At 69.6% G+C, this 18,842-nt stretch carries 13 protein-coding genes; 3 read left to right on the top strand and 10 right to left on the bottom strand.

Features of this window, described 5'->3' with window-relative positions:
* Positions 1–110 precede the first annotated feature (110 nt).
* The 6 genes from ABB34_RS07285 to ABB34_RS07260 all read right to left on the bottom strand — a co-directional run bounded on the left by ABB34_RS07285 (position 111) and on the right by ABB34_RS07260 (position 8,803).
* Complete coding sequence (locus ABB34_RS07285; RefSeq protein ID WP_057640590.1) at positions 111–3,689, bottom strand: ABC transporter permease/M1 family aminopeptidase; 3,579 nt, start codon at positions 3,687–3,689, stop codon at positions 111–113.
* A 12-nt stretch (positions 3,690–3,701) separates the two neighbouring features.
* Entirely contained in the window at positions 3,702–4,595 is an 894-nt protein-coding gene (locus ABB34_RS07280; protein ID WP_057640589.1) for an ABC transporter ATP-binding protein, read from the bottom strand.
* Positions 4,596–4,712: 117 nt separating this feature from the next.
* Positions 4,713–5,105: an SMU1112c/YaeR family gloxylase I-like metalloprotein gene (gene gloA2, locus ABB34_RS07275; protein WP_057640588.1), complete on the bottom strand. Its 393-nt coding sequence runs from the start codon at positions 5,103–5,105 to the stop codon at positions 4,713–4,715.
* Positions 5,102–6,184 (bottom strand): serine hydrolase domain-containing protein, encoded by a 1,083-nt coding sequence (locus tag ABB34_RS07270; RefSeq protein ID WP_057640587.1) that lies wholly within the window; start codon positions 6,182–6,184, stop codon positions 5,102–5,104. The genes gloA2 and ABB34_RS07270 overlap by 4 nt, the downstream gene beginning before the upstream one ends.
* A gap of 5 nt (positions 6,185–6,189) precedes the next feature.
* Positions 6,190–8,052: a DUF885 domain-containing protein gene (locus ABB34_RS07265; RefSeq protein ID WP_057640586.1), complete on the bottom strand. Its 1,863-nt coding sequence runs from the start codon at positions 8,050–8,052 to the stop codon at positions 6,190–6,192.
* Positions 8,053–8,128: 76 nt separating this feature from the next.
* A complete protein-coding gene (locus tag ABB34_RS07260; RefSeq protein WP_057640585.1) occupies positions 8,129–8,803 on the bottom strand; it encodes a DUF502 domain-containing protein in 675 nt (224 codons plus the stop codon).
* Between the two features lie 198 nt (positions 8,804–9,001).
* Here ABB34_RS07260 and ABB34_RS07255 point away from each other — a divergent pair, with 198 nt between their 5' ends.
* Entirely contained in the window at positions 9,002–10,336 is a 1,335-nt protein-coding gene (locus ABB34_RS07255; RefSeq protein WP_057640584.1) for a hypothetical protein, read from the top strand.
* Positions 10,337–10,348: 12 nt separating this feature from the next.
* Here the strand turns inward: ABB34_RS07255 and ABB34_RS07250 are convergent, their stop codons facing one another.
* The 4 genes from ABB34_RS07250 to trxA form a co-directional block, all read right to left on the bottom strand.
* Positions 10,349–10,822, bottom strand: coding sequence for a DUF4442 domain-containing protein (locus ABB34_RS07250; RefSeq protein WP_057640583.1), 474 nt, complete (start codon positions 10,820–10,822; stop codon positions 10,349–10,351).
* 31 nt (positions 10,823–10,853) lie between these two features.
* Positions 10,854–12,518: a CHASE2 domain-containing protein gene (locus tag ABB34_RS07245; RefSeq protein WP_057640582.1), complete on the bottom strand. Its 1,665-nt coding sequence runs from the start codon at positions 12,516–12,518 to the stop codon at positions 10,854–10,856.
* Complete coding sequence (locus ABB34_RS07240) at positions 12,515–14,164, bottom strand: FecR family protein (RefSeq protein ID WP_245625420.1); 1,650 nt, start codon at positions 14,162–14,164, stop codon at positions 12,515–12,517. The genes ABB34_RS07245 and ABB34_RS07240 overlap by 4 nt, the downstream gene beginning before the upstream one ends.
* A gap of 152 nt (positions 14,165–14,316) precedes the next feature.
* Positions 14,317–15,177 carry a thioredoxin gene (gene trxA / locus ABB34_RS07235; RefSeq protein ID WP_057640581.1) on the bottom strand — a complete coding sequence of 287 codons (861 nt, stop codon included), beginning with the start codon at positions 15,175–15,177 and terminating at the stop codon, positions 14,317–14,319.
* A gap of 118 nt (positions 15,178–15,295) precedes the next feature.
* On the opposite strand from trxA, the gene ABB34_RS07230 reads away from it, so the two are divergent.
* Positions 15,296–15,895 carry a DUF998 domain-containing protein gene (locus ABB34_RS07230; RefSeq protein WP_245625419.1) on the top strand — a complete coding sequence of 200 codons (600 nt, stop codon included), beginning with the start codon at positions 15,296–15,298 and terminating at the stop codon, positions 15,893–15,895.
* A 130-nt stretch (positions 15,896–16,025) separates the two neighbouring features.
* Entirely contained in the window at positions 16,026–18,668 is a 2,643-nt protein-coding gene (leuS, locus tag ABB34_RS07225; protein ID WP_057640580.1) for a leucine--tRNA ligase, read from the top strand.
* Positions 18,669–18,842 lie beyond the last annotated feature (174 nt).

The following is an 18,842-nucleotide window of genomic DNA, read 5'->3' as shown; positions in this document are numbered from 1 at the left end:
AGGGCGTGTGTCGTGGTCCGGAAGATGCCGGTTGCCGGCGAATGTATACCCATTCGCCGGAGTACGGAATCCGCACCGCAGCACTCCCGGCCATGCCGGAGGCATGGATCTCACTGGAGCGTGATCCGCTTGCGGTTGTCCGTGGAGACGCGGTCGATCAGCTTGTTGTAGGGGTCGAAGCCGGCTTCGTCCGGGCGGCCATCGACGGTCACGGTGAGTTCGGGCGCGGCACCGGTGATGTGGTGGCGTTGCAGGTACAGCACCTTCTCGTCGCGTTCCTTGCCCGAGGGCCCCCTGGCGAACACGCCGACCTCGATCCAGTCGTCCAGCGCGCCGGGCGTTTCCTTGCCGATCCCGTCCGCGTAGCGCTTGTCGGCGTGCAGCCTCAGGGTCACGTCGTAGCGGCCGTCGGCGCGCTGCTTCGCGGTCGCCTCGACCACGCGGTTGTCGTAGAAGCTGATCTTCTCGAACAGGTCGGTGATCAGGGCCTGCTGCTCGGGCTTGGCCTCGGAGCGGATGAAGTCCAGCAGTTCGGCCGAGGTGGTGTACGGCGGCTGCTGGAAGGCCTTGGCCTGCAGGAAGCGGCTCAATGCCCGGTTCAATGCTTCCTCGCCCATTTCCTCGCGCAGCCGGTAGAACACCACCGAGCCCTTGCGGTAGTGGATGTACTGCTGGTTTTCCACGCGATACAGCGGCAGTTCCTCCACGTCCTCGCCGCCACGCCCGGACAGGTAGCTGTCCAGCTCGTCCTTGAGGAACTGGCGCATGTGGCCGCGGCCGTATTCCTTCTCCATCACCATCAGCGCCGCATACTGCGACAGCGACTCGGACAGCACGGTCGCGCCCTGCACGTTGGCGCCGATCACCTGGTGCGCCCACCACTGGTGCGCGACCTCGTGCGCGGTCACGTAGAACACGTAGTCGATGTTGTCCTTGTCGCGCAGGTCGGCGATGAAGCCGATGGATTCGGAGTAGGGGATGGTGTTGGCGAAGCTCTGCGCGAACGACTGGTAGCCCGGGAATTCGATGATGCGCACCTGGCGATGCTGGTACGGGCTGAAGTTCGCTTCGTAGTAGGCCAGCGATTTCTGCACGCCCTCGATCATCCGGTCCACGTTGTACGGGTGCTTGGGGTCGTAGTAGACCTCGATCGGGATGTCCTTGTACGCCGCCTTCTTCACCGCCCAGCGTGCCGACAGGTAGGCGTAGAAGTTCAACATCGGCCGGTCCATTGCGTAGTCGAAGCAGCGGCGGCCATCGCGGCTGTATTCCTTCCGCAGGTAGCCCGGGGCCAGCGCGATCTGGTCCGGTGCGGTGCAGATGGTGGTGCGGAAATCCAGCCAGTCCGCGTCGTTGGAGATGTAGGTGTTGGCACGCGCGGCCTCGTCCTCCAGCTTCGGCATGCGCGTGGGTTCGCCCAGGTCGCGCTTGCGGCGTTCGTTGCGGTCGCTGATCTCCACCCCGGTGTCATAGCCGAACGCCGGCAGCACGCGGCTGTTGAAGAAGCTGCCGTTGCCGACGATGCGGCTCTGCGCCTGGTCGGCGGTGATGCCGGTGGGGTGGATGTCCACGGTGAAGGTGACGTCGCGTTCCTCGCCCGGCTGCATCGGCGCATCCAGCGTGTAGATACGGTAGCCCAGCGCCTCGTCGTGCGTGGTCAGCCTGGCGCCGCCCAGTTCGATGCTGGCCAGCGTGCGGTCGTCGCCCATCGCCACGTGGATGGCCGGGATCGCGGTGGCATGGGTGTTGCGCACGCGGTAGCGGCCGTCGATGCGGACCGTCTGGGTTTCCGGACGCAGGTCGACGGTGTTGTCGACGGCGACGATGCGCGGCTGCGGCAGGTCCTTGTACTTGCGGTATTCGCGCTCGTAGCGGGCCTGGCGGTCCAGCATCTGGTCCGGCGAGACGAACTCGTTGCGGATGTTGGTGCTCCAGTACAGCCACGTGCCGCAGGCGGCGAAGGCCACGACCGAGGCGGCCAGCGCCACGCCCAGCCGGCCGCGCAGCCGCTGGCGGCGCAGCTTCAGGCGCTGGCGCAGGCCCGAATCGACGCCACGCACCCACAACGCGGCGCAGACCAGCAGCAGCGCCAGCAGGAACAGTGTCCAGTAACCCTGGAACGCCAGCTGCCCGGCCAGGAAGTGGCCGTAGCCGTTCATGTCCGAATACGGGGCGATCGGCCAGCTGCCGAAGTTGTACAGGTTCTGGGTGTAGTCGAGCATGCCCAGCACCGACTGCCCGATCAGCAGCAGGACCAGCAATGCATAGCCGAGGAACTTGTTGTTGCTCAGCACCTGCAGCACCAGCGCCATGCCGCCCATCAGGATGTACACCACCGAGTCCAGCGCCAGCGTCTTGAGGTACAGCAGCGGCTCGATCCGGGTGTAGCCCTTGCCCAGTTGGATGGCCACGGCGGTGAGCCCGCCCACGGCCTGGAACGCAGCGACCACGGTGACCAGGGTCAGGAACTTGCCCAGCAGCGGCACCCAGTTGGGCACCGGCATGGCATCGCTGATGCCGGCCATGCGCGCGCTGCGTTCGCGCCAGACCAGCTCGCCGGCGTAGAACAGCACGATGATGATCAACAGAAAGCTGTAGCTCTGCTGCAGGGCCTCCAGCATCTGCGAGGTCACCGGCCAGCTGGGCGTGCCGTACATGGTCTTGCGGAACAGCGCGCTGGGGATGAAGTTGGCCATGCCCAGCACCAGCAGCACCAGGAACGGCGCGCTACGGAACACGCCGAAGGCATCGAAGCGCACCTGCCGCAGCAGCTGCTTCCAGCCGGTGGCGGCGTTGAACGCCGGCGTCACCTTCGGCGCGGTGACCGCCTGGCGCTTCCCACCGGTGGTGGCGACGCTGGCGATCTTCCTGCCGCGCCTGCGCCCGGTGCCGCTGCGTTCGGTGCGGAACAGGGCGAAGGTGGCGGCGAACAGCGCGCCGGTCACGGCCAGCCACAGCAGGCGGTTCTCCAGCAGGTAGCCGGTGAAGGCGGGCAGGCCGCTGTTGCGTTCTTCGGCCGACCAGTAGCGCATCGCCTGCGCCATCGCGCGGATGCCCAGCGGGTCGAGCAGCGAGGACAGGCGCAGGTTGTCGATGTCGGCCAGGATCGCGCGGCTGACGCCGTACAGCACGAAGAACACGATGACGCCGATGTATACCCACAGGATGTTGCGGGTGGTCACCGCCAGCACCGCCAGCAGCGCGGTGGTGAACAATACGTTCGGCAGCACCATGCACATGAACGACCAGAGATAGGGCTGCAGCGATACCGGGCCGAGCCGGGCGGCGTCGATCCACGGCATGAACTGGGCGATGAACAGGCCGATGGCGATGATGGCGTACATCAGCAGGCTGGCCAGCAGCGCCGCGCCCAGCCGGCCCAGCAGGTAGTCGCGGCGCTTGATCGGGCTGGAGAACACCAGCTCGGCGGTACCCAGCTCGAAGTCGCGCAGCAGTGCATTGCTGACGAACAGCGTGACCACCAGCAGGCCGAGCAGGGTGAAGGAGGTCATGAAGGTGGCGATCACCGATGGCGCATTGCGGTGCACGTTGCCGATGCCGCCGCCGATCTGGATGGCATCGCTGGAAGCGGCGCCGAAGGCGAGCAGCGCGAACAGCGCCGCCAGCAGCCACAGCAGCGGGGAACGGAGCTGCTCGCGCAGCTCGAAACGGAGGAAGGCGAAGGTCATGGGCCGGCTCCGTCAGGCGGCCTGCGCCTGCAGGCGCAGGCGCTGGAAATAGACGTCCTCCAGGCCCGGCTCCACCGGCGCGAAGCCCTCCTCCGGCTGCGAGGGGCTGAACACGTGGATCACCGGATGACCGCCGACCAGCCGCGTGGACAGCACGGTGAAACGCGCTTCGTAGTCGGCCAGCGCGCCCTTGCCCACCTGCTTGCGCCACACCTGCGCCTGCAACGCGGCGATGGCCTCGGCCGGGCGCCCGCTCAGCAGCACCTGCCCCTTGTTCATGATCGCCATGTTCGGGCACAGGTCGGTGACGTCCTCGACGATGTGGGTGGACAGGATCACCGCCACGTTCTCGCCGATCTCCGCCAGCAGGTTGAGGAAGCGGTTGCGTTCCTCCGGGTCGAGGCCGGCGGTGGGCTCGTCGACGATCACCAGCTGCGGGTTGCCGAGCAGCGCCTGGGCGATGCCGAAGCGCTGGCGCATGCCGCCGGAATAGGTGCCGAGCCTGCGCTTGCGCGCGTCCCACAGGTTCACCTGTTGCAGCAGGCCCTCGACTACCTCCTTGCGCTGCCTGCGCGCGGTCAGGCCCTTGAGCACGGCGAAGTGGTCGAGCAGGTCCAGCGCGCTCACCTTCGGGTAGACGCCGAAATCCTGTGGCAGGTAGCCGAGCCGGCGGCGCAGCGCGTCCTTGTCATGGAGCACGTCGATGCTGGCGCCGTCGGCGGTGGTCAGCGTCGCGCTGCCGGCGTCGGCTTCCTGCAGCGTGGCCAGCGTGCGCATCAGCGAGGACTTGCCGGCGCCATTGGGGCCGAGCAGGCCGAACATGCCGCGCGGAATGTCCAGGTCGACGTTCTTCAGTGCGTGCACGCCGTTGGCGTAGGTTTTGGACAGACCACGGATCTGCAGCATGGACGGATACCTCCCCGGAAGATGGGCCATCTTTCCGGCAGCAGCCACGGTCGTGCAATGCGCCGGAAGTCATCGGGACCAGGGACATGCCGTGGCGGCGATGCGACCGGGGAGGGCTCAGCCGGTTTCGTACAGCTCCAGCGGCAGCCCGTCCGGGTCGGCGAAGAAGGTGAAGCGGCGGCCGGTATGTTCGTCCACCCGCACCGGTTCGCAGGCCACGCCCTCGGCCTGCAGGTGGGCGATGGCCGCATCCAGCGCGGCGACGCGGAAGGCGAGATGGCGCAGGCCGCGGGCTTCCGGGCGGCTGGGGCGCGGTGGCGGGTCGGGAAAGGAGAACAGTTCCAGCTGGCCGCCATCGGGCAGGCACAGGTCCAGCTTCCACGACTGGCGTTGCGCGCGGAAGTTCTCGGCGAGCACTTCCAGCCCGAGGATGCGGGTGTAGAAATCCTTCGCGCGCGGGTAGTCCGAGACGATCAGCGCGACGTGGTGGATGCCGGCCAGCAGCTTCATCGTTTCGCGTCCAGCCAGCGTTTGGCGATGGCCAGCGCCAGCGGGTAGGGCTCCGGGTCGTTGCGGTTGCTCAGCACGATCACCGTCAGCTTCCGCTTCGGGTAGCGCACGATCACGTTGCGGAAGCCGATGCTCTCGCCGCTGTGCCACAGCATGTCGCCGTTGATGCGCCAGCCGAAGCCGTAGTGCGGCACGTCCGGCTCCGGCGTCGCCGTGGCCGGGCTGAACGCCAGCCGCAGCGACGCGCGGCGCAGCAGGCGTTCGTCGTACAGCGCCGCATCCCACCTGGCGAGGTCGTCGAGGGAGGAATAGATGCCGCCGTCGCCGAGCACGGCGCTGGTGGTGCTCTGGTCGGTGCGCTGCCAGCGGCCATCGATTTCGCTGTAGCCGTAGGCGCGTTCGGGCACCTCGTCCACGCCGTCCTGGTGGGCGAAGGTGGCGTGCATGCCCAGCGGCAGGAATATGCGCTGGCGCAGGAAGCTGGCGAAGTCGCTGCCCGAGGCTTTGCCGACCACCAGCGCCAGCAGCGCGTAGCCGCTGTTGCTGTAGCGGTAGTCGCTGCCCGGTGCGAAGTAGGTGCGGTTCTCCTGCTCCAGCAGGTGCAGCACGTCGATGTCGTGCACCTGGCGGGTGTCGGCCGGGTCGCCGTGCTGATCCATGAGGTCTTCGTAATCGAGCAGGCCGCTGGTATGGCTGAGCAGGTGCCGCAGGGTCATCGCGTCGGCCACCGCCGGCAGGCCGGGCAGCCACTTCTTCAGCGGGTCGTCGATGGACAGCCTGCCATCCTCGGCCAGCAGCAGGATCGCCGCGGCGGTGAACTGCTTGCTCACCGAGGCCAGGCGGAAGTTGGTGGCGGGCGTGACCGGCGTACCGTCCTCGACCACGGCCAGCCCGTAGCCGCGCCGGAATACCGGTTGCCCGTCCTTCAGCACCAGCACCGCGGCGCCGGGGACCTGCCCGTCGTAGCGCTGCATCAGGCCGTCGATGCCCGGGTCCGGCGGCATGGGCGCGGCGGCGCCGGCCGCGCTGGCGAACGCGAGCAGGCACAACGGGGCGAATCGGGATTTCCACCGGTACATGACGGTTACTCCAGCGGGGTCTTCTTGTTGGCGATCCAGCGGTCGATCTTGGCTTCCAGGATGTCCAGCGGCATCGAGCCGTCCTTCAGCACCTCGGCGTGGAACTCGCGCGGGTCGAAGCGTTCGCCCAGCTCGGCCTGCGCCTTCTCGCGCAGCAGCCGGATCTTGATCTCGCCGACGCGCCAGGCCAGCGTCTGCCCCGGCTGGGCCATGAAGCGCTCGACCTCGGCGGTGGCGTCGGCGGCGGAAATGTCGGCGTTGCCGACCATGTAGTCGATGGCCTGCCTGCGGCTCCAGCCGGCGGCGTTGACGCCGGTGTCGGCGACCAGCCGCACGGTGCGCAGCAGGGTGGTCTGCAGGTAGCCGAGGTGGTCGTAAGGGTCGGCGTACAGGCCCATCTGCTCACCCAGCGATTCGGCATACAGCCCCCAGCCCTCGATGAAGGCGACGTCGCCGCCGAGCCGGCGGAAGCGCGGCAGCGTCGCCAGTTCCTGTTGCAGGCCCAGTTGCAGGTGGTGGCCGGGGATGGCTTCGTGCAGGTACTGCAGCGGCACTGCCCAGCGCTTGCGCGTGGGCAGGTCGGCGGTGTTGACGTAGAGCACGCCGGGTTGCTGGCCGTCCGCGCTCGGTGGCTGGTAACTGGCGGCGCTGCTGGTCAGGGCGCGCCCGGGTTCGACCGGCCGGATTTCCAGCGTGGCCCTGGGTTGGAGCTCGAACAGGCCGGGCAGGGCCGCCTCCACCTGCCGGCCGACCTCGGCATAGCGCGCCAGCAGCGCGGCGTCGTCCTTGAAGGTGAACTGGCGGTCGTTGCGCATCGCGTTGAGTGTCTTGCGCATCGAGCCGCGGATGCGCGCTTCCTTCATCGTCGCGGTGATGCGCTCCTGCAGGCGCTGCACTTCCTGCGTGCCCAGTTCGTGGATTTCCGCCGGCGTGCGCGCCGGCGTGGTCAGGCTGGCGACGCTGTGCGCGTACCACGCCTGGCCGTCGGGCAGTGCGCCGAGCCCGTCGCTGTCGCGGGTGGCCGGCAGGTACTGGGTGGCGATGAAGCCGCGCAGCGAGCGGTAGGCCGGCATCAGCCGGTATTCGATCATCCGCTTGTACTCGGCGCCCAGCCGCGCCTTGTCCTCGTCGGAGAAATCCTCCGGCAGGTTGCGGATCGGCGCCCAGAAGATGCTTTCCTCGGCGGTCGGCTTGATCACCGCGTCCAGCTGCGGCAGCACCTTTTCCATCAGCGCGCGCGGCTGCACCACGCCGGCGGCCATGCCTTCGCGCATGTTGGCGATGGCCTGCTCGAACAGCGGCGGCACCCCCAGCGAGCGCCGCGACCAGTTCTCGTAGTCCCTGACCGTGTTGAACGGCTGCGCGCCGGTACCCGAGCCGAGCACGGCGATGATGCTGGCCAGGTTGTAGTACTGGTTGATCGGCAGCATCCACGACGGGTACTGCTCGGCGGCCAGCGAGATGCGCGCGTCGCGCACGAATATCTCGTAGCTGAGCAGGTCCTGGCCCTGCAGGCCGTCGCTGCCCACCGCCTCGACCTTGCCCAGCCATTCGACCATGAACTCGTGCGCCTGCTGGCGCGAGGCGGCCGACAGGAAGTTGGGCAACTGGTCGTTGAAGCGCGCGTCGCCCTGGAAGGTGGCCTGCAGCGGGTTCAGCCGCATCGAGGCGTCCCAGTATTCGTCGTAGATGCGGTTGAGCTGCGCCGCCTTGTCCTGCTTGACCGGCGGCGGCGCCGGGCGGCTGGCCGCGCGCGGTTGCGCCGTGCGCTGGGTTTTCTTCTTCGCGGCCTCGGCAGGAGCGATGGCCGAGACCATCAGGGCCGTGGCAATGGCGAGCGCAAGCAGGCGTAGCGGGCTGGAGGACATCGAGGATTCCGGAAACGCACAAGCCGGGGAGAGTGCCCGATTACGCCGGGGACGACCAGCGTTGCACCCGCTGTGTTCAGCGCTCGCCGGCGCGGGTGAACGGCACGCTGTCCGGCGCTACCGCGCCGCCGGAGATGATGAAGCTCATCGCCTGGTCCACCGTCCAGTCGGTGGGCGTGAGCAGCTCCACCGGCACGATTTCCAGGTAGCCCGAGGTCGGGTTGGGGGTGGTCGGCACGTACACCGCGGCCAGTTCGCGGCCGGTGCCGTGCTCGCGGATGACGCGGGTGACCAGCCCCACCGACTTCATGTCGCGGTGCGGGAAGTCGATCAGCACCACGCGCTGGGTGCTGCCGGGCTGGGTCTGCAGGATGTCCAGCAGCTTCTTGGCGCTGTCGTAGATGACGCTGGCCAGCGGGATGCGGCGGATCACCGCGCCGAACCAGCGCAGCAGGCGCTGGCCGATCACCCGGCGGCTGAGCACGCCCACCAGCAGGATCACCAGCAGCGTGGCCAGCAGCGCGATGGTGGCCTGCATCCATTCGACCTTGATCCAGCCCAGCGAATCCGGGAACGAGGCGGCGACCCGCTCGGACAACGGCACCACCAGCGGGCTGCTGATGCCCGACAGCAGCACGAACACGAACTTGATGACCACCCAGGTCAGCCAGATCGGAAGCAGGGTCAGCAGGCCGGTCAGGAACAGGCGTTGCAGCGAAGGCCGGGACGCGGCAGGGGTATCGGGCGACATGGGCGGATTGTAGCGGTGCAGCATGGCGCCACACAGGCCGGCCGGGTGCCGGCGTGTTGGCGGCATCTGCTGCGTTGGCTATCGTTCATCGCTCGATTGCGCCAGATGGACGGCTCCGGAATGCGGGACACCATGAAACATCAGGGAAGCAGGGCGGTGGGAAAGGCGTTGTTGCGGGTGGCCGGGGGATTGGCGGGTTTGCTGTTGGTGGCAGCGGTGGTGCTGCTGGCCTCGTGGCTGTGGCCGGTGCCGGCGGTGCAGAAGCGCGCGCTGGCTGCATTGGAGGCGCCGCAGGAGCGTCCCGGCAGCAATGCCTACGCCACGCTGGCGCTGCTGGGCGTGGAGGGGCTGACACCGGAGCAGCGGCAGGCGCGGGTCGATGCGCATGCCCGGGCGTTCGAGCGGTGGTATGTCGCCGAATACGTCCCTCGTTTCAACGCCATCAGCATGGGCACGATGGATGAAGAGGCGGTGGCATTGCCGCCGCCTCTGCTGGCCGCAGGCGAAGCCCCGCCTGTCGCCAGCCCGGTACTGTGCAGTTTCGGCCAGGCCGCCGAGTGCCTGGGGCGGGTGCGCCGGCAACCGCAGGCCGTGGCCTCGGCCTTGGTCCCGCAGGCCGCCGTGTTGGCGCAGATGGACGAAATGGCGGTGCATGGCCATTACCACTCGCCGCTGACGCAGGGCGAAATGACGCCGTGGCCGGCGATGGGTCCCCTGCAGGTGCCGCTGGGCGCGCATGCGCTCGCCCACGTGCGGGGCGACAGCCCGCGCGCACTGGCCGGGCTGTGCCGTGACGCCGGCAGCGGCCGCATGTTGATGGCGCACGGCGACAACCTGCTGACGACGATGGTGGGCAACGCCATGCTGGTGGCGAATGAAGCGCTGTTCGCGGCGGTGCTGGCCGAACTGCCGCTGGATGCGCCGTTGCCGGCGGCCTGCGCCACGGCTTTTGCGCCGCTGTCGCCCGACGAGGCCGGCATCTGCAATGGCATGCGCGGCGAGTTCGCGATGCAGCGTGGCCTGGCCACGCTGATGGACAGGAAGATCCAGGACACCCAGCGTCTGGGGGTGCTGTTCTACAGCGGCAGGAAGACCCTCGCGCGTACTGCCGGGACGCTGGGCGATGCCTGTCTGCCGGAGGCGCGGCAGGCCATTGCCGAGGATCGCCGGTTGCCCGCACCGCCTGCCCGGGTCCTGGCGTGGTGGCGGCCGGAATGCCTGACCAATTCCATTGGTTGCATCCTGGGCGACATCGCCGCTCCCGCCTACGGCGGATACGCCCACCGGCAGCAGGACACCGCGGCGCAGGTGCGCCTGTTGGGTGCCGTGCTGTGGCTGCGCGAGCATGCGGCGCGGGATGCGGCCACGCCCTTGGCCGAACGGCTGGACGGCCTGCCGGCCGAACTGCGCAGCGCGCACCGGCCGATCACCGTGTCCGCCGACGGCACCGCGCTGGAAACCCCGTCCTACACCCGGCGGAACGGCGTGGAGAGGCTGCGGGTGCCATTGCCGCAGGCCATGCTCGCCCGCTGATGCCCCCGTCGCTTACGGTTCCTGCTTCGGGTTCGCGCGCGCTTCCGGCTTGAGCCGCACGTAGACCTGCTTGCGCACGCGGGCGACCACCTCGCCCTGCGCATCGAGGATGTCGTTCTCGAACCAGCGCAGGTATTTCCCGCCGCTGGCGGTGGCGGCGCGGACTTCGTCGAGCAGGGCGTCGTCGAGCCGGAACTCGGTGGCGACCACGCCCTTGCCCGGCTTGACGAACTCGATGTCGCCGGCCTTGTCCCAGACGTAGTAGTCGCGCCCGAGGTTGTGCAGCAGGCACAGCATCCAGAACGGGTCGGTCATGGCGAACAGGCTGCCGCCGAAATGGGTGCCCACGTAGTTCATGTTCCACGGCCGCTGCCGCAGCTCGACGCGCACGTGGCGGTAGTCGGGGCGGATGGCGGTGACGTGGATGCCGGCCATCAGGAACGGCGGCCACAGGTTGATGCCGTGGCGGAAGGTGCTGGCTTTCATCGGCGAGGCAGGCGGAAGGATGGAGCGAAGCTTAGCATTCGCCCCCGTATGGTGTGGCCGGTACGGTCTGCGCGGGTGCGCAGCGATAGCCGTCCCGGCCAGCCTTCTTGGCCTCGTACAGGGCGGCATCGGCCGCTTCGTACAACTGCGAGGGCGTGCTGTCCGGGTCCGGCACGCGGGTGCACACCCCGGCGCTGATGCTGGCCCGGGCCAGCTGACCGTGGCCGGCGGGGATGCCCATGCGGCGCACCTGCATGAGCAGCTCTTCGAGCAGCCGCGCGGCGCCTGCCTGCGGCGTGTCCGGCAGGATCAGGGCGAATTCGTCGCCGCCGAAGCGTGCGGCCAGGTCGCGCGGGCGCCGCGCCAGGCTGTCGAGCGTGCGCGCCAGCTGCCGCAGCAACTGGTCGCCGGTGCGGTGGCCATAGGTGTCGTTGCAGTGCTTGAAGTGGTCCAGGTCGACCAGCACCAGGCTCAGGGGACGGCCGCTGCGGCGGGCGGCGTCATGCTCCTGTTGCAGCGTCCGCTCGAAGCGCATGCGGTTGCCCAGGCCGGTGAGCGGGTCGCGGTTGGCCAGCCGGCGCCAGTAGCGCAGCTGCCAGACGCCCGAGGCCAGCAGCAGGGCGGCGATGCCGACCAGGGCCGCGACCGGCGCGAACCACAACTGGAAGCCGCGCAGCAGCACCATGCCGAGCAGCAGCGGGGCCGGAAGCGCGAGCAGGGCCGCCAGCCACTGCGGCAGCGGCAGGGCCAGCAGCAGCGCGCACAGCAGGACCAGCAGGACGACGAGGCCGGCCTGCGCGTCCGGCTGCAATGGCAGCAGAGCGTGGCCGCCGAGCAGCGTCGAGGCGACGTTGGCCTGGTATTCGCTGCCGCTCATCCAGTGTTCGTTCGAGGTGGGCGTGAGCAGCCGCGGGGCAATGCCGCTGGCGGTCATGCCGACGATCACCCACCGCCCGCGCAGCAGTTGCGGCGGCACCTTGCCCTCCAGCACGTCGATGTAGGACAGCTGCGGGAAGGTGCCGGGCGGGCCGGCGAAGCGCAGGCGCACGTAGTTGTTGCGGCGCCACTGGTACGGCGAGGGTGTGGCGGCGTCCGGGTCGGACAGGCCGGGCAGGGGCCCGCCGGTGTCGGCCAGTACCAGCCCCAGCGCCGGCCAGTAGGCCGAGCCGACGCCGGCCTTCAGGTACAGGCCGCGGGCGATGCCGTCGCCGTCGATCTCGATGTCGGTATGGGCCAGGGTCGCGGCGGCCTCGGCGATGGCCGGCACCGGCAACAGTTCCACCGGCACCGCCTCGTCGCCGGTGGTGGCCGCCAGCACCGGCAGCACCACCTTGCCGCTGCGCGCGATGGCCGCGGCCAGTTCGCGGTCCTGCCGCGCGTCCTTGCGGTCCGGCTCGGGGAACAGCAGGTCGAGCGCGATGCGGTGGACGCCGGCCTGTTCCAACTGCTCGATCAGGCGGGCGTGGGTGCTGCGCGGCCACGGCCATTGCCCGAGCTGCTGCAGGCTGCGCTCGTCGATGGCGACGATGGCGAGGCGGGCGTCGGGCGGGTAGTCCCAGCCGCCGACCAGCCGGTCGTAGACGCCCTCGTCCGCCTGCCAGAACAGCCGGGCATGGCTGGCCCAGCCGCTCAACGCGGCGAGCACGGTGGCGAACAGCAGCCAGCGGTAACCGCGGCGGAGGTGGCGTGCCTTCACAGCGCCAGCAGCAACAGCGCGGCGGCGCCGTAGCAGAGCCTGCAGGGCAATTGCAGTTGCTGGACCGGCGAATAGGGGCCGGCATAGCCGTCGTCATCGATGTAGCGCACGCGCATGAACAGCGTGCCGCCGCGCCACGGCTGCTTCAGGCTGACCTCGGGGGCAGCCAGCTCGCGGTCCAGCAGGGGCTGGCTGAAGTCGTCGCGGCGGTCGATCTGCACGTGGTAGCGCTGGCCGGGCAGGCCGGCCTGCCAGCGCAGGGTCAGTTGGCCCCGCGCGCTTTGCGGGGATTGCCATTGCGGGTCCACCGGGGCGTCGCTGATGTGCAGCGGCAGGGGCTGGCCGTACGCGCCGGTGCGGCCCCGCGCATCGCGCGAGGCCACGCGCCAGTAGTAGTCGCCGGCCGGCAGGTCGGTGGCCGCGCGCAGGCGGTTGCCGGTGCCGGCCTGCTCCAGCAGCGGCTGCCGGAACTGCGGCGCGCGCGCGACCTGCAGCACGCTGCCGCTGGCGCCGGGGACCACGGCCCATTCGAAGCGGGGGCGGGCCTGCTGCAGGTGTTGCCCATGCAGCGGCCACAGGGTGACCGGCGGCGGCAGGGTATCGGCCACTTCGAAATCGTGTTCGGCGTCATGGCCTTCGATGCCCTCGGCGGTGACCGCGCGCACCAGCAGGCGCAACCGGCCGGGCGGCAGGGCGTCGATCTGCACCCGCGGCTCGTCGACGTTGCGGGCGAACAGCAGGATTTCCGGGGTGTCGGCGCGCACCACCTCCACCCGGTAGCCGCCGCTGGCCTCGGGCAGCGCCTGCCAATCGGCGAGCAGCGGCAGCGGTTCCACGCGCAGGGTGGCCGGCTCCAGGTGCGGCGCGGGGGGCAGCGCCTGCATGGGCAGGTCGCGCCCGGCGGTGCTGGCTGCGGCCTGGCCGGCGGCGACCAGCCGCTGGCCGCGCGGGTTGCCCACCTGCACCCGGCCCTGGACGACCTCGGTGGCCGCGGCAGGGCCGTCGCCACCGGCGCTGACCCGGAACACGGTGCCGCGCACGCTGCTGGTGGCGGTGGGGGCGGTGATGATGTAGCGCGAGGCCGGCCCGCGCGCCGGCGTCACCCGGTTGCTGCTGCGCCCGCGTTGCAGGCGCAGCCGGGTGTCGACCATGCCGGTGGCGCCGTAGCTGCTGAGCTGGTCCAGGCGCAGCTGCGAGTTCTCGCGCAGTTGCAGGTGCGAATCGTCGGCGAAGGCCAGGGTGATGCTGGCATCGCTGCCGGTGCTGACCTCGCTGCCGATCTGCAGTTGCATGCCCTGCCGCGCGGGCTGGCCGTGGCCGTTGCCATCGACGACCTGCACCGGCCCGCGCACGGCCAGCACCCGGGCCGGCGCCGGTTCCACCCGCAGCCAGGCGATGGGGAAGCGCAGCACCTGCCCGGTGGGCAGCCGGTAGGGATCGGCGACGACGTTGTACGACTGCAGTTCCTGCCAGGAAATGCTCGGTTTCAGGTAGCGTGTGCCCAAATCCCACAGGGTGTCGCCGGGGCGGGCGTGGTAGGTCCAGTCCTGGGCCGCGGCGCTGCCGGCGCAGGCCAGCGACAGCGCGGCCAGCACGATCCGCAACAAGGTGGTCAGGCGCAGTGCGCGCGGGGTGGGCAAGCTCACGGGTACCGGGGTCCTGGCAGGCGTGGGGCGGCGGCGCCTCGGGTCACCATGACGGTTGCGGCGCGTCCATCGAAATGACGGACGTCACATTATGCCGGGCCCGGCGGGGCGGGCCCAATGGTGGGTGCAGCGGTGGTGCAGCCCGGGTGGGCTCAGAACAGCAGCGATGCCATGCGGCGGCGGTAGCGGCCGACCAGGTCCTCGTCCTCGATGACGCGGAAGGCGTCGATCAGGGCCTTGCGCGGCAGCCCTTCGCCGAAGTTGCGGTCGCTGCGCAGCATCTCGATGAACTGCTCCAGCGCGGCCTCGTCCTCGCCGCCCAGCAGGTGGTGGATGCCGAGCAGGTGGCGGGCCTCCAGGTCGTTGCCGTCGGCCTGCACCCGCGCGGCCAGCGCATCGGCGGCCGGGGCGCCTTGCAGGGCGTTGCCGAAGTCCAGCCGCGCGCGGGCACGGATGGCGCGGTCGTCGGTGGACAGGTTGGCCGGCAGTGCGTCCAGCAGCGGGCCGGCTTCGGCGGTGGCACCGGTCTTGATCAGGGCCAGCGCCAGGTCGAGCTTGAGCTCGTCCTTGTCCGGCTCGGCGGCGATGGCCTCGCGCAAGGCGGCGACCTGGGCCTGTGGGTCCAGCGGCACCGGTTCGGCCTCGGCGGCGTCGGCGGGCGCCTCCAGCGGGGTGACGCCGTGCTGGGCGAGGAACTCGCGCAACTGGCCTTCCGGCAGCGCGCCGGGGAAGCCATCGACGATCTGCCCGCCCTTGACCAGGAACACGGTCGGCACCGAGCGGATCTGGAACGCGGCGGCGATCTGCTGCTCCTTGTCCACGTCGACCTTGGCCAGCTCGAACGCGCCGTGGTATTCGCCGGCCAGCTTCTCCAGGAGCGGCCCCAGGGTCTTGCACGGCCCGCACCAGGTCGCCCAGAAGTCCACCAGCACCGGGGTTTCCAGCGATTTTTGCAGGACTTCGGTCTCGAAGGTCTCGGTGGTGGCGTCGAAGACGTGGGGCAGGTCGGACATGGGGCAGGCTCGCAGGAAGAAGTCAGGGCCGAGATGGTGGCGGGGGCGATGCTTCTCAAGCCGGCGGGGAGGTGCGCGCGGACACGACAGTCGCGACAATGCCGGGTTCTGGACTGCAATGGATGACCACGGCGTGGCGATGAACTTCAGGGGCGTGGTGCGCTGGTCGGGATTGGCGGCGGCGCTGGCATGGTTGGCGGCGGTGGTCGGGTTCGGTGCGCGCCTGCCCGGCTACGACCAGATGCGGCACCCGGTGGCGTTGCTCGGTGCGCACGGCGTGCCCGGGGCCATGCCGTTCAACCTGCTCGGCTTCATGCTGCCGGGCGTGCTGGCCGTGGTGACGGTGTCGGGGCTGGCGCGGCGCCTGCCTCCCGGGGCCGGTTGGCCGTTGCGGCTCGGCGTGCAGATGCAGATGGTCGCGGCGCTCGCCTTCATCGGCATGGGGCTGCTGCCACTGGATGCCGGCGACGTGGACGGCCCGGCCAGCGGGCTGCATGCCAGCATGTGGATGCTGTGGGCACAGGCGTTCATGCTCGGCGCGATGCTGCTGTCGTGGGGGCGGCAATCGGGATGGCGGCGCGTCGCCATCCCCGGGTGGCTGGTGGGCATGCTGGTGTTCGTCCTCGGTTTCGTGCTGGGCGGCCCGTTCGCGCAGCGCCTGTTGTTCCTGCTGTGGGGGCTGTGGCTGGCGCTGTTGCCGGTCGGGCGGGGCGAGTAGGAGACGGGCGTCGGACACGGTCCCCGGCACCCGGCAAGGCAATGGGCCGGCCGGCCCGGAACCGGGGCAGGTGGAGACGCCTGCTGCACTGCGGTACCCTTTGCGGCTTTGCCGTCGCCCAGCTTTAGCCATGCCCAGCGTCGAGAACACAGCCTACGACCCCCAGCAGGTCGAAACCGCCGCCCAGCAGTACTGGGACGCCACCCGTGCCTTCGAGGTCGACGAGACCTCGGACAAGCCCAAGTACTACTGCCTGTCGATGCTGCCGTACCCGTCCGGGGCGCTGCACATGGGTCACGTGCGCAACTACACCATCGGCGACGTCATCAGCCGCTACAAGCGCATGACCGGGCACAACGTGCTGCAGCCGATGGGCTGGGATGCCTTCGGCCTGCCGGCCGAGAACGCGGCGATCAAGAACAACACCGCGCCGGCCAAGTGGACCTACGCCAACATCGACCACATGCGCAGCCAGCTCAAGTCGCTGGGCTACGCCATCGACTGGTCGCGCGAATTCGCCACCTGCACACCCGAGTACTACGTGCACGAGCAGCGCATGTTCACCCGGCTGATGCGCAAGGGCCTGGCCTACCGCCGCAACGCGGTGGTGAACTGGGACCCGGTGGACCAGACCGTGCTGGCCAACGAACAGGTCATCGACGGCCGCGGTTGGCGCTCCGGCGCGCTGGTGGAGAAGCGCGAGATCCCGCAGTGGTTCCTGCGCATCACCGACTACGCGCAGGAACTGCTGGACGGGCTGGACGAACTGGACGGCTGGCCGGATTCGGTCAAGACCATGCAGCGCAACTGGATCGGCCGCTCGGAAGGGCTGGAGATCCAGTTCGACGTGCGCGACGCCGACGGCGCCGCGCTGGACCCGCTGCGCGTGTTCACCACCCGCCCGGACACGGTGATGGGCGTGAGCTTCGTCTCCATCGCCGGCGAACACCCGCTGGCGCAGCATGCGGCGAAGAACAACCCGGCGCTGGCCGAGCTGCTGGCCGAGCTGAAGCAGGGCGGCGTCTCCGAGGCCGAGCTGGAGACCCAGGAAAAGCGCGGCATGGACACCGGCCTGAAGGCCATCCACCCGATCAGCGGCGAGCAGGTGCCGATCTGGGTCGCCAACTTCGTGCTGATGGGCTACGGCACCGGTGCGGTGATGGCGGTGCCCGGCCACGACCAGCGCGATTTCGAATTTGCCACCAAGTACGGCCTGCCGAAGAAGCAGGTCATCGCGCTGAAGCACCCGAAGAACGACGACGAGCGCACTTACGACCCGGACCGCTGGCAGGACTGGTATGGCGACAAGAGCCGCGAGATCGAGCTGGTCAACTCGGCCGAATTCGACGGGCTGGATTTCCAGGGTGCGTTCGAGGCATTGGCCGAGCGTTTCGAGCGCAAGGCCCAGGGCCAGCGCCGCGTGAACTACCGCCTGCGCGACTGGGGCGTGAGCCGCCAGCGCTACTGGGGCTGCCCGATCCCGGTGATCTACTGCGGCCAGTGCGGCGCGGTGCCGGTGCCGGAAGAGCAGTTGCCGGTGCTGCTGCCGGAGGACGTGCAGTTCACCGGCACCGGTTCGCCGATCAAGGCCGACCCGGAATGGCGCAAGTGCGCCTGCCCCGAATGCGGCGCCGATGCCGAGCGCGAGACCGACACCTTCGACACCTTCATGGAGTCGAGCTGGTACTACGCCCGCTACACCTCGCCGGGCGCGCGCGAGGCGGTGGACAAGCGCGGCAACTACTGGCTGCCGGTGGACCAGTACATCGGCGGCATCGAGCACGCCATCCTGCACCTGATGTACTTCCGTTTCTTCCACAAGCTGCTGCGCGACGCACGCATGGTGGACAGCAACGAGCCGGCGAAGAACCTGCTGTGTCAGGGCATGGTGATCGCCGAGACCTTCTACCGCCAGAACGCCGACGGCTCGAAGGACTGGTTCAACCCGGCCGACGTGGACGTGGTGCGCGACGAGCGCGGCCGCATCACCGGCGCCACCCTGCGCGGCGATGGGCAGCCGGTGGTGATCGGCGGCACCGAGAAGATGTCCAAGTCCAAGAACAACGGCGTCGATCCGCAGGCGATGGTCGCCAAGTACGGCGCCGACACCGTGCGCCTGTTCTCGATGTTCGCCGCGCCGCCGGAGCAGTCGCTGGAGTGGAACGAGGCCGGCGTCGATGGCATGGCGCGCTTCCTGCGCCGGCTGTGGGCGATGGTGCAGAAGCACGCCGCCGAGGGCAGCGCCCCGGTGCTGGACGTGGCGGCATTGAGCGCCGAGCAGAAGGCGATTCGCCGCAAGACCCACGAAACCATCGGCAAGGTCGGCGACGACTACGGCCGCCGCCACGCCTTCAACACCGCCATCGCCGCGGTGATGGAACTGCTGAACGTGCTGGCCAAGTTCGACGACGCCGGCGCGCAGGGTCGCGCGGTGCGGCAGGAAGCGCTGCAGGCCGCGGTGCTGCTGCTGAACCCGATCACCCCGCATGCCTGCCATGCGATGTGGCAGTTGCTGGGCCACGGCGAGACGCTGCTGGAGGACCAGCCGTTCCCGCAGGTGGACGCATCGGCGCTGGTGCGCGACGCGTTGACGCTGGCGGTGCAGGTCAACGGCAAGCTGCGCGGCACCATCGAGGTCGCCGCCGACGCGGCGCGCGAGCAGATCGAGGCACTGGCCCAGGCCGAGCCGAACACGGCCAAGTTCCTCGAAGGGCTGGCCATCCGCAAGGTCATCATCGTGCCGGGCAAGATCGTGAATATTGTTGCGGGGTGATTGGCTTTTCTCCTTCTCCCTGCGGGAGAAGGTGCCCGAAGGGCGGATGAGGGTACGGGCGAAGCCTCGAGCAGCCAGGCATGATGAGGGCTTCGCCCAGAACGCTCACCCCGCCCCGCGCCCCGGCCCACGCCAGCGGCGTGGGCGCTCCAAGGCACGCGCGCCAGTGGCGCG

Origin of the sequence: Stenotrophomonas daejeonensis (genome assembly GCF_001431505.1) — a bacterium.
Lineage (GTDB): Bacteria > Pseudomonadota > Gammaproteobacteria > Xanthomonadales > Xanthomonadaceae > Stenotrophomonas > Stenotrophomonas daejeonensis.
The sequence above is the reverse complement of the archived record's forward strand: the minus strand, read 5'-3'. Positions and strand labels throughout refer to the sequence as shown.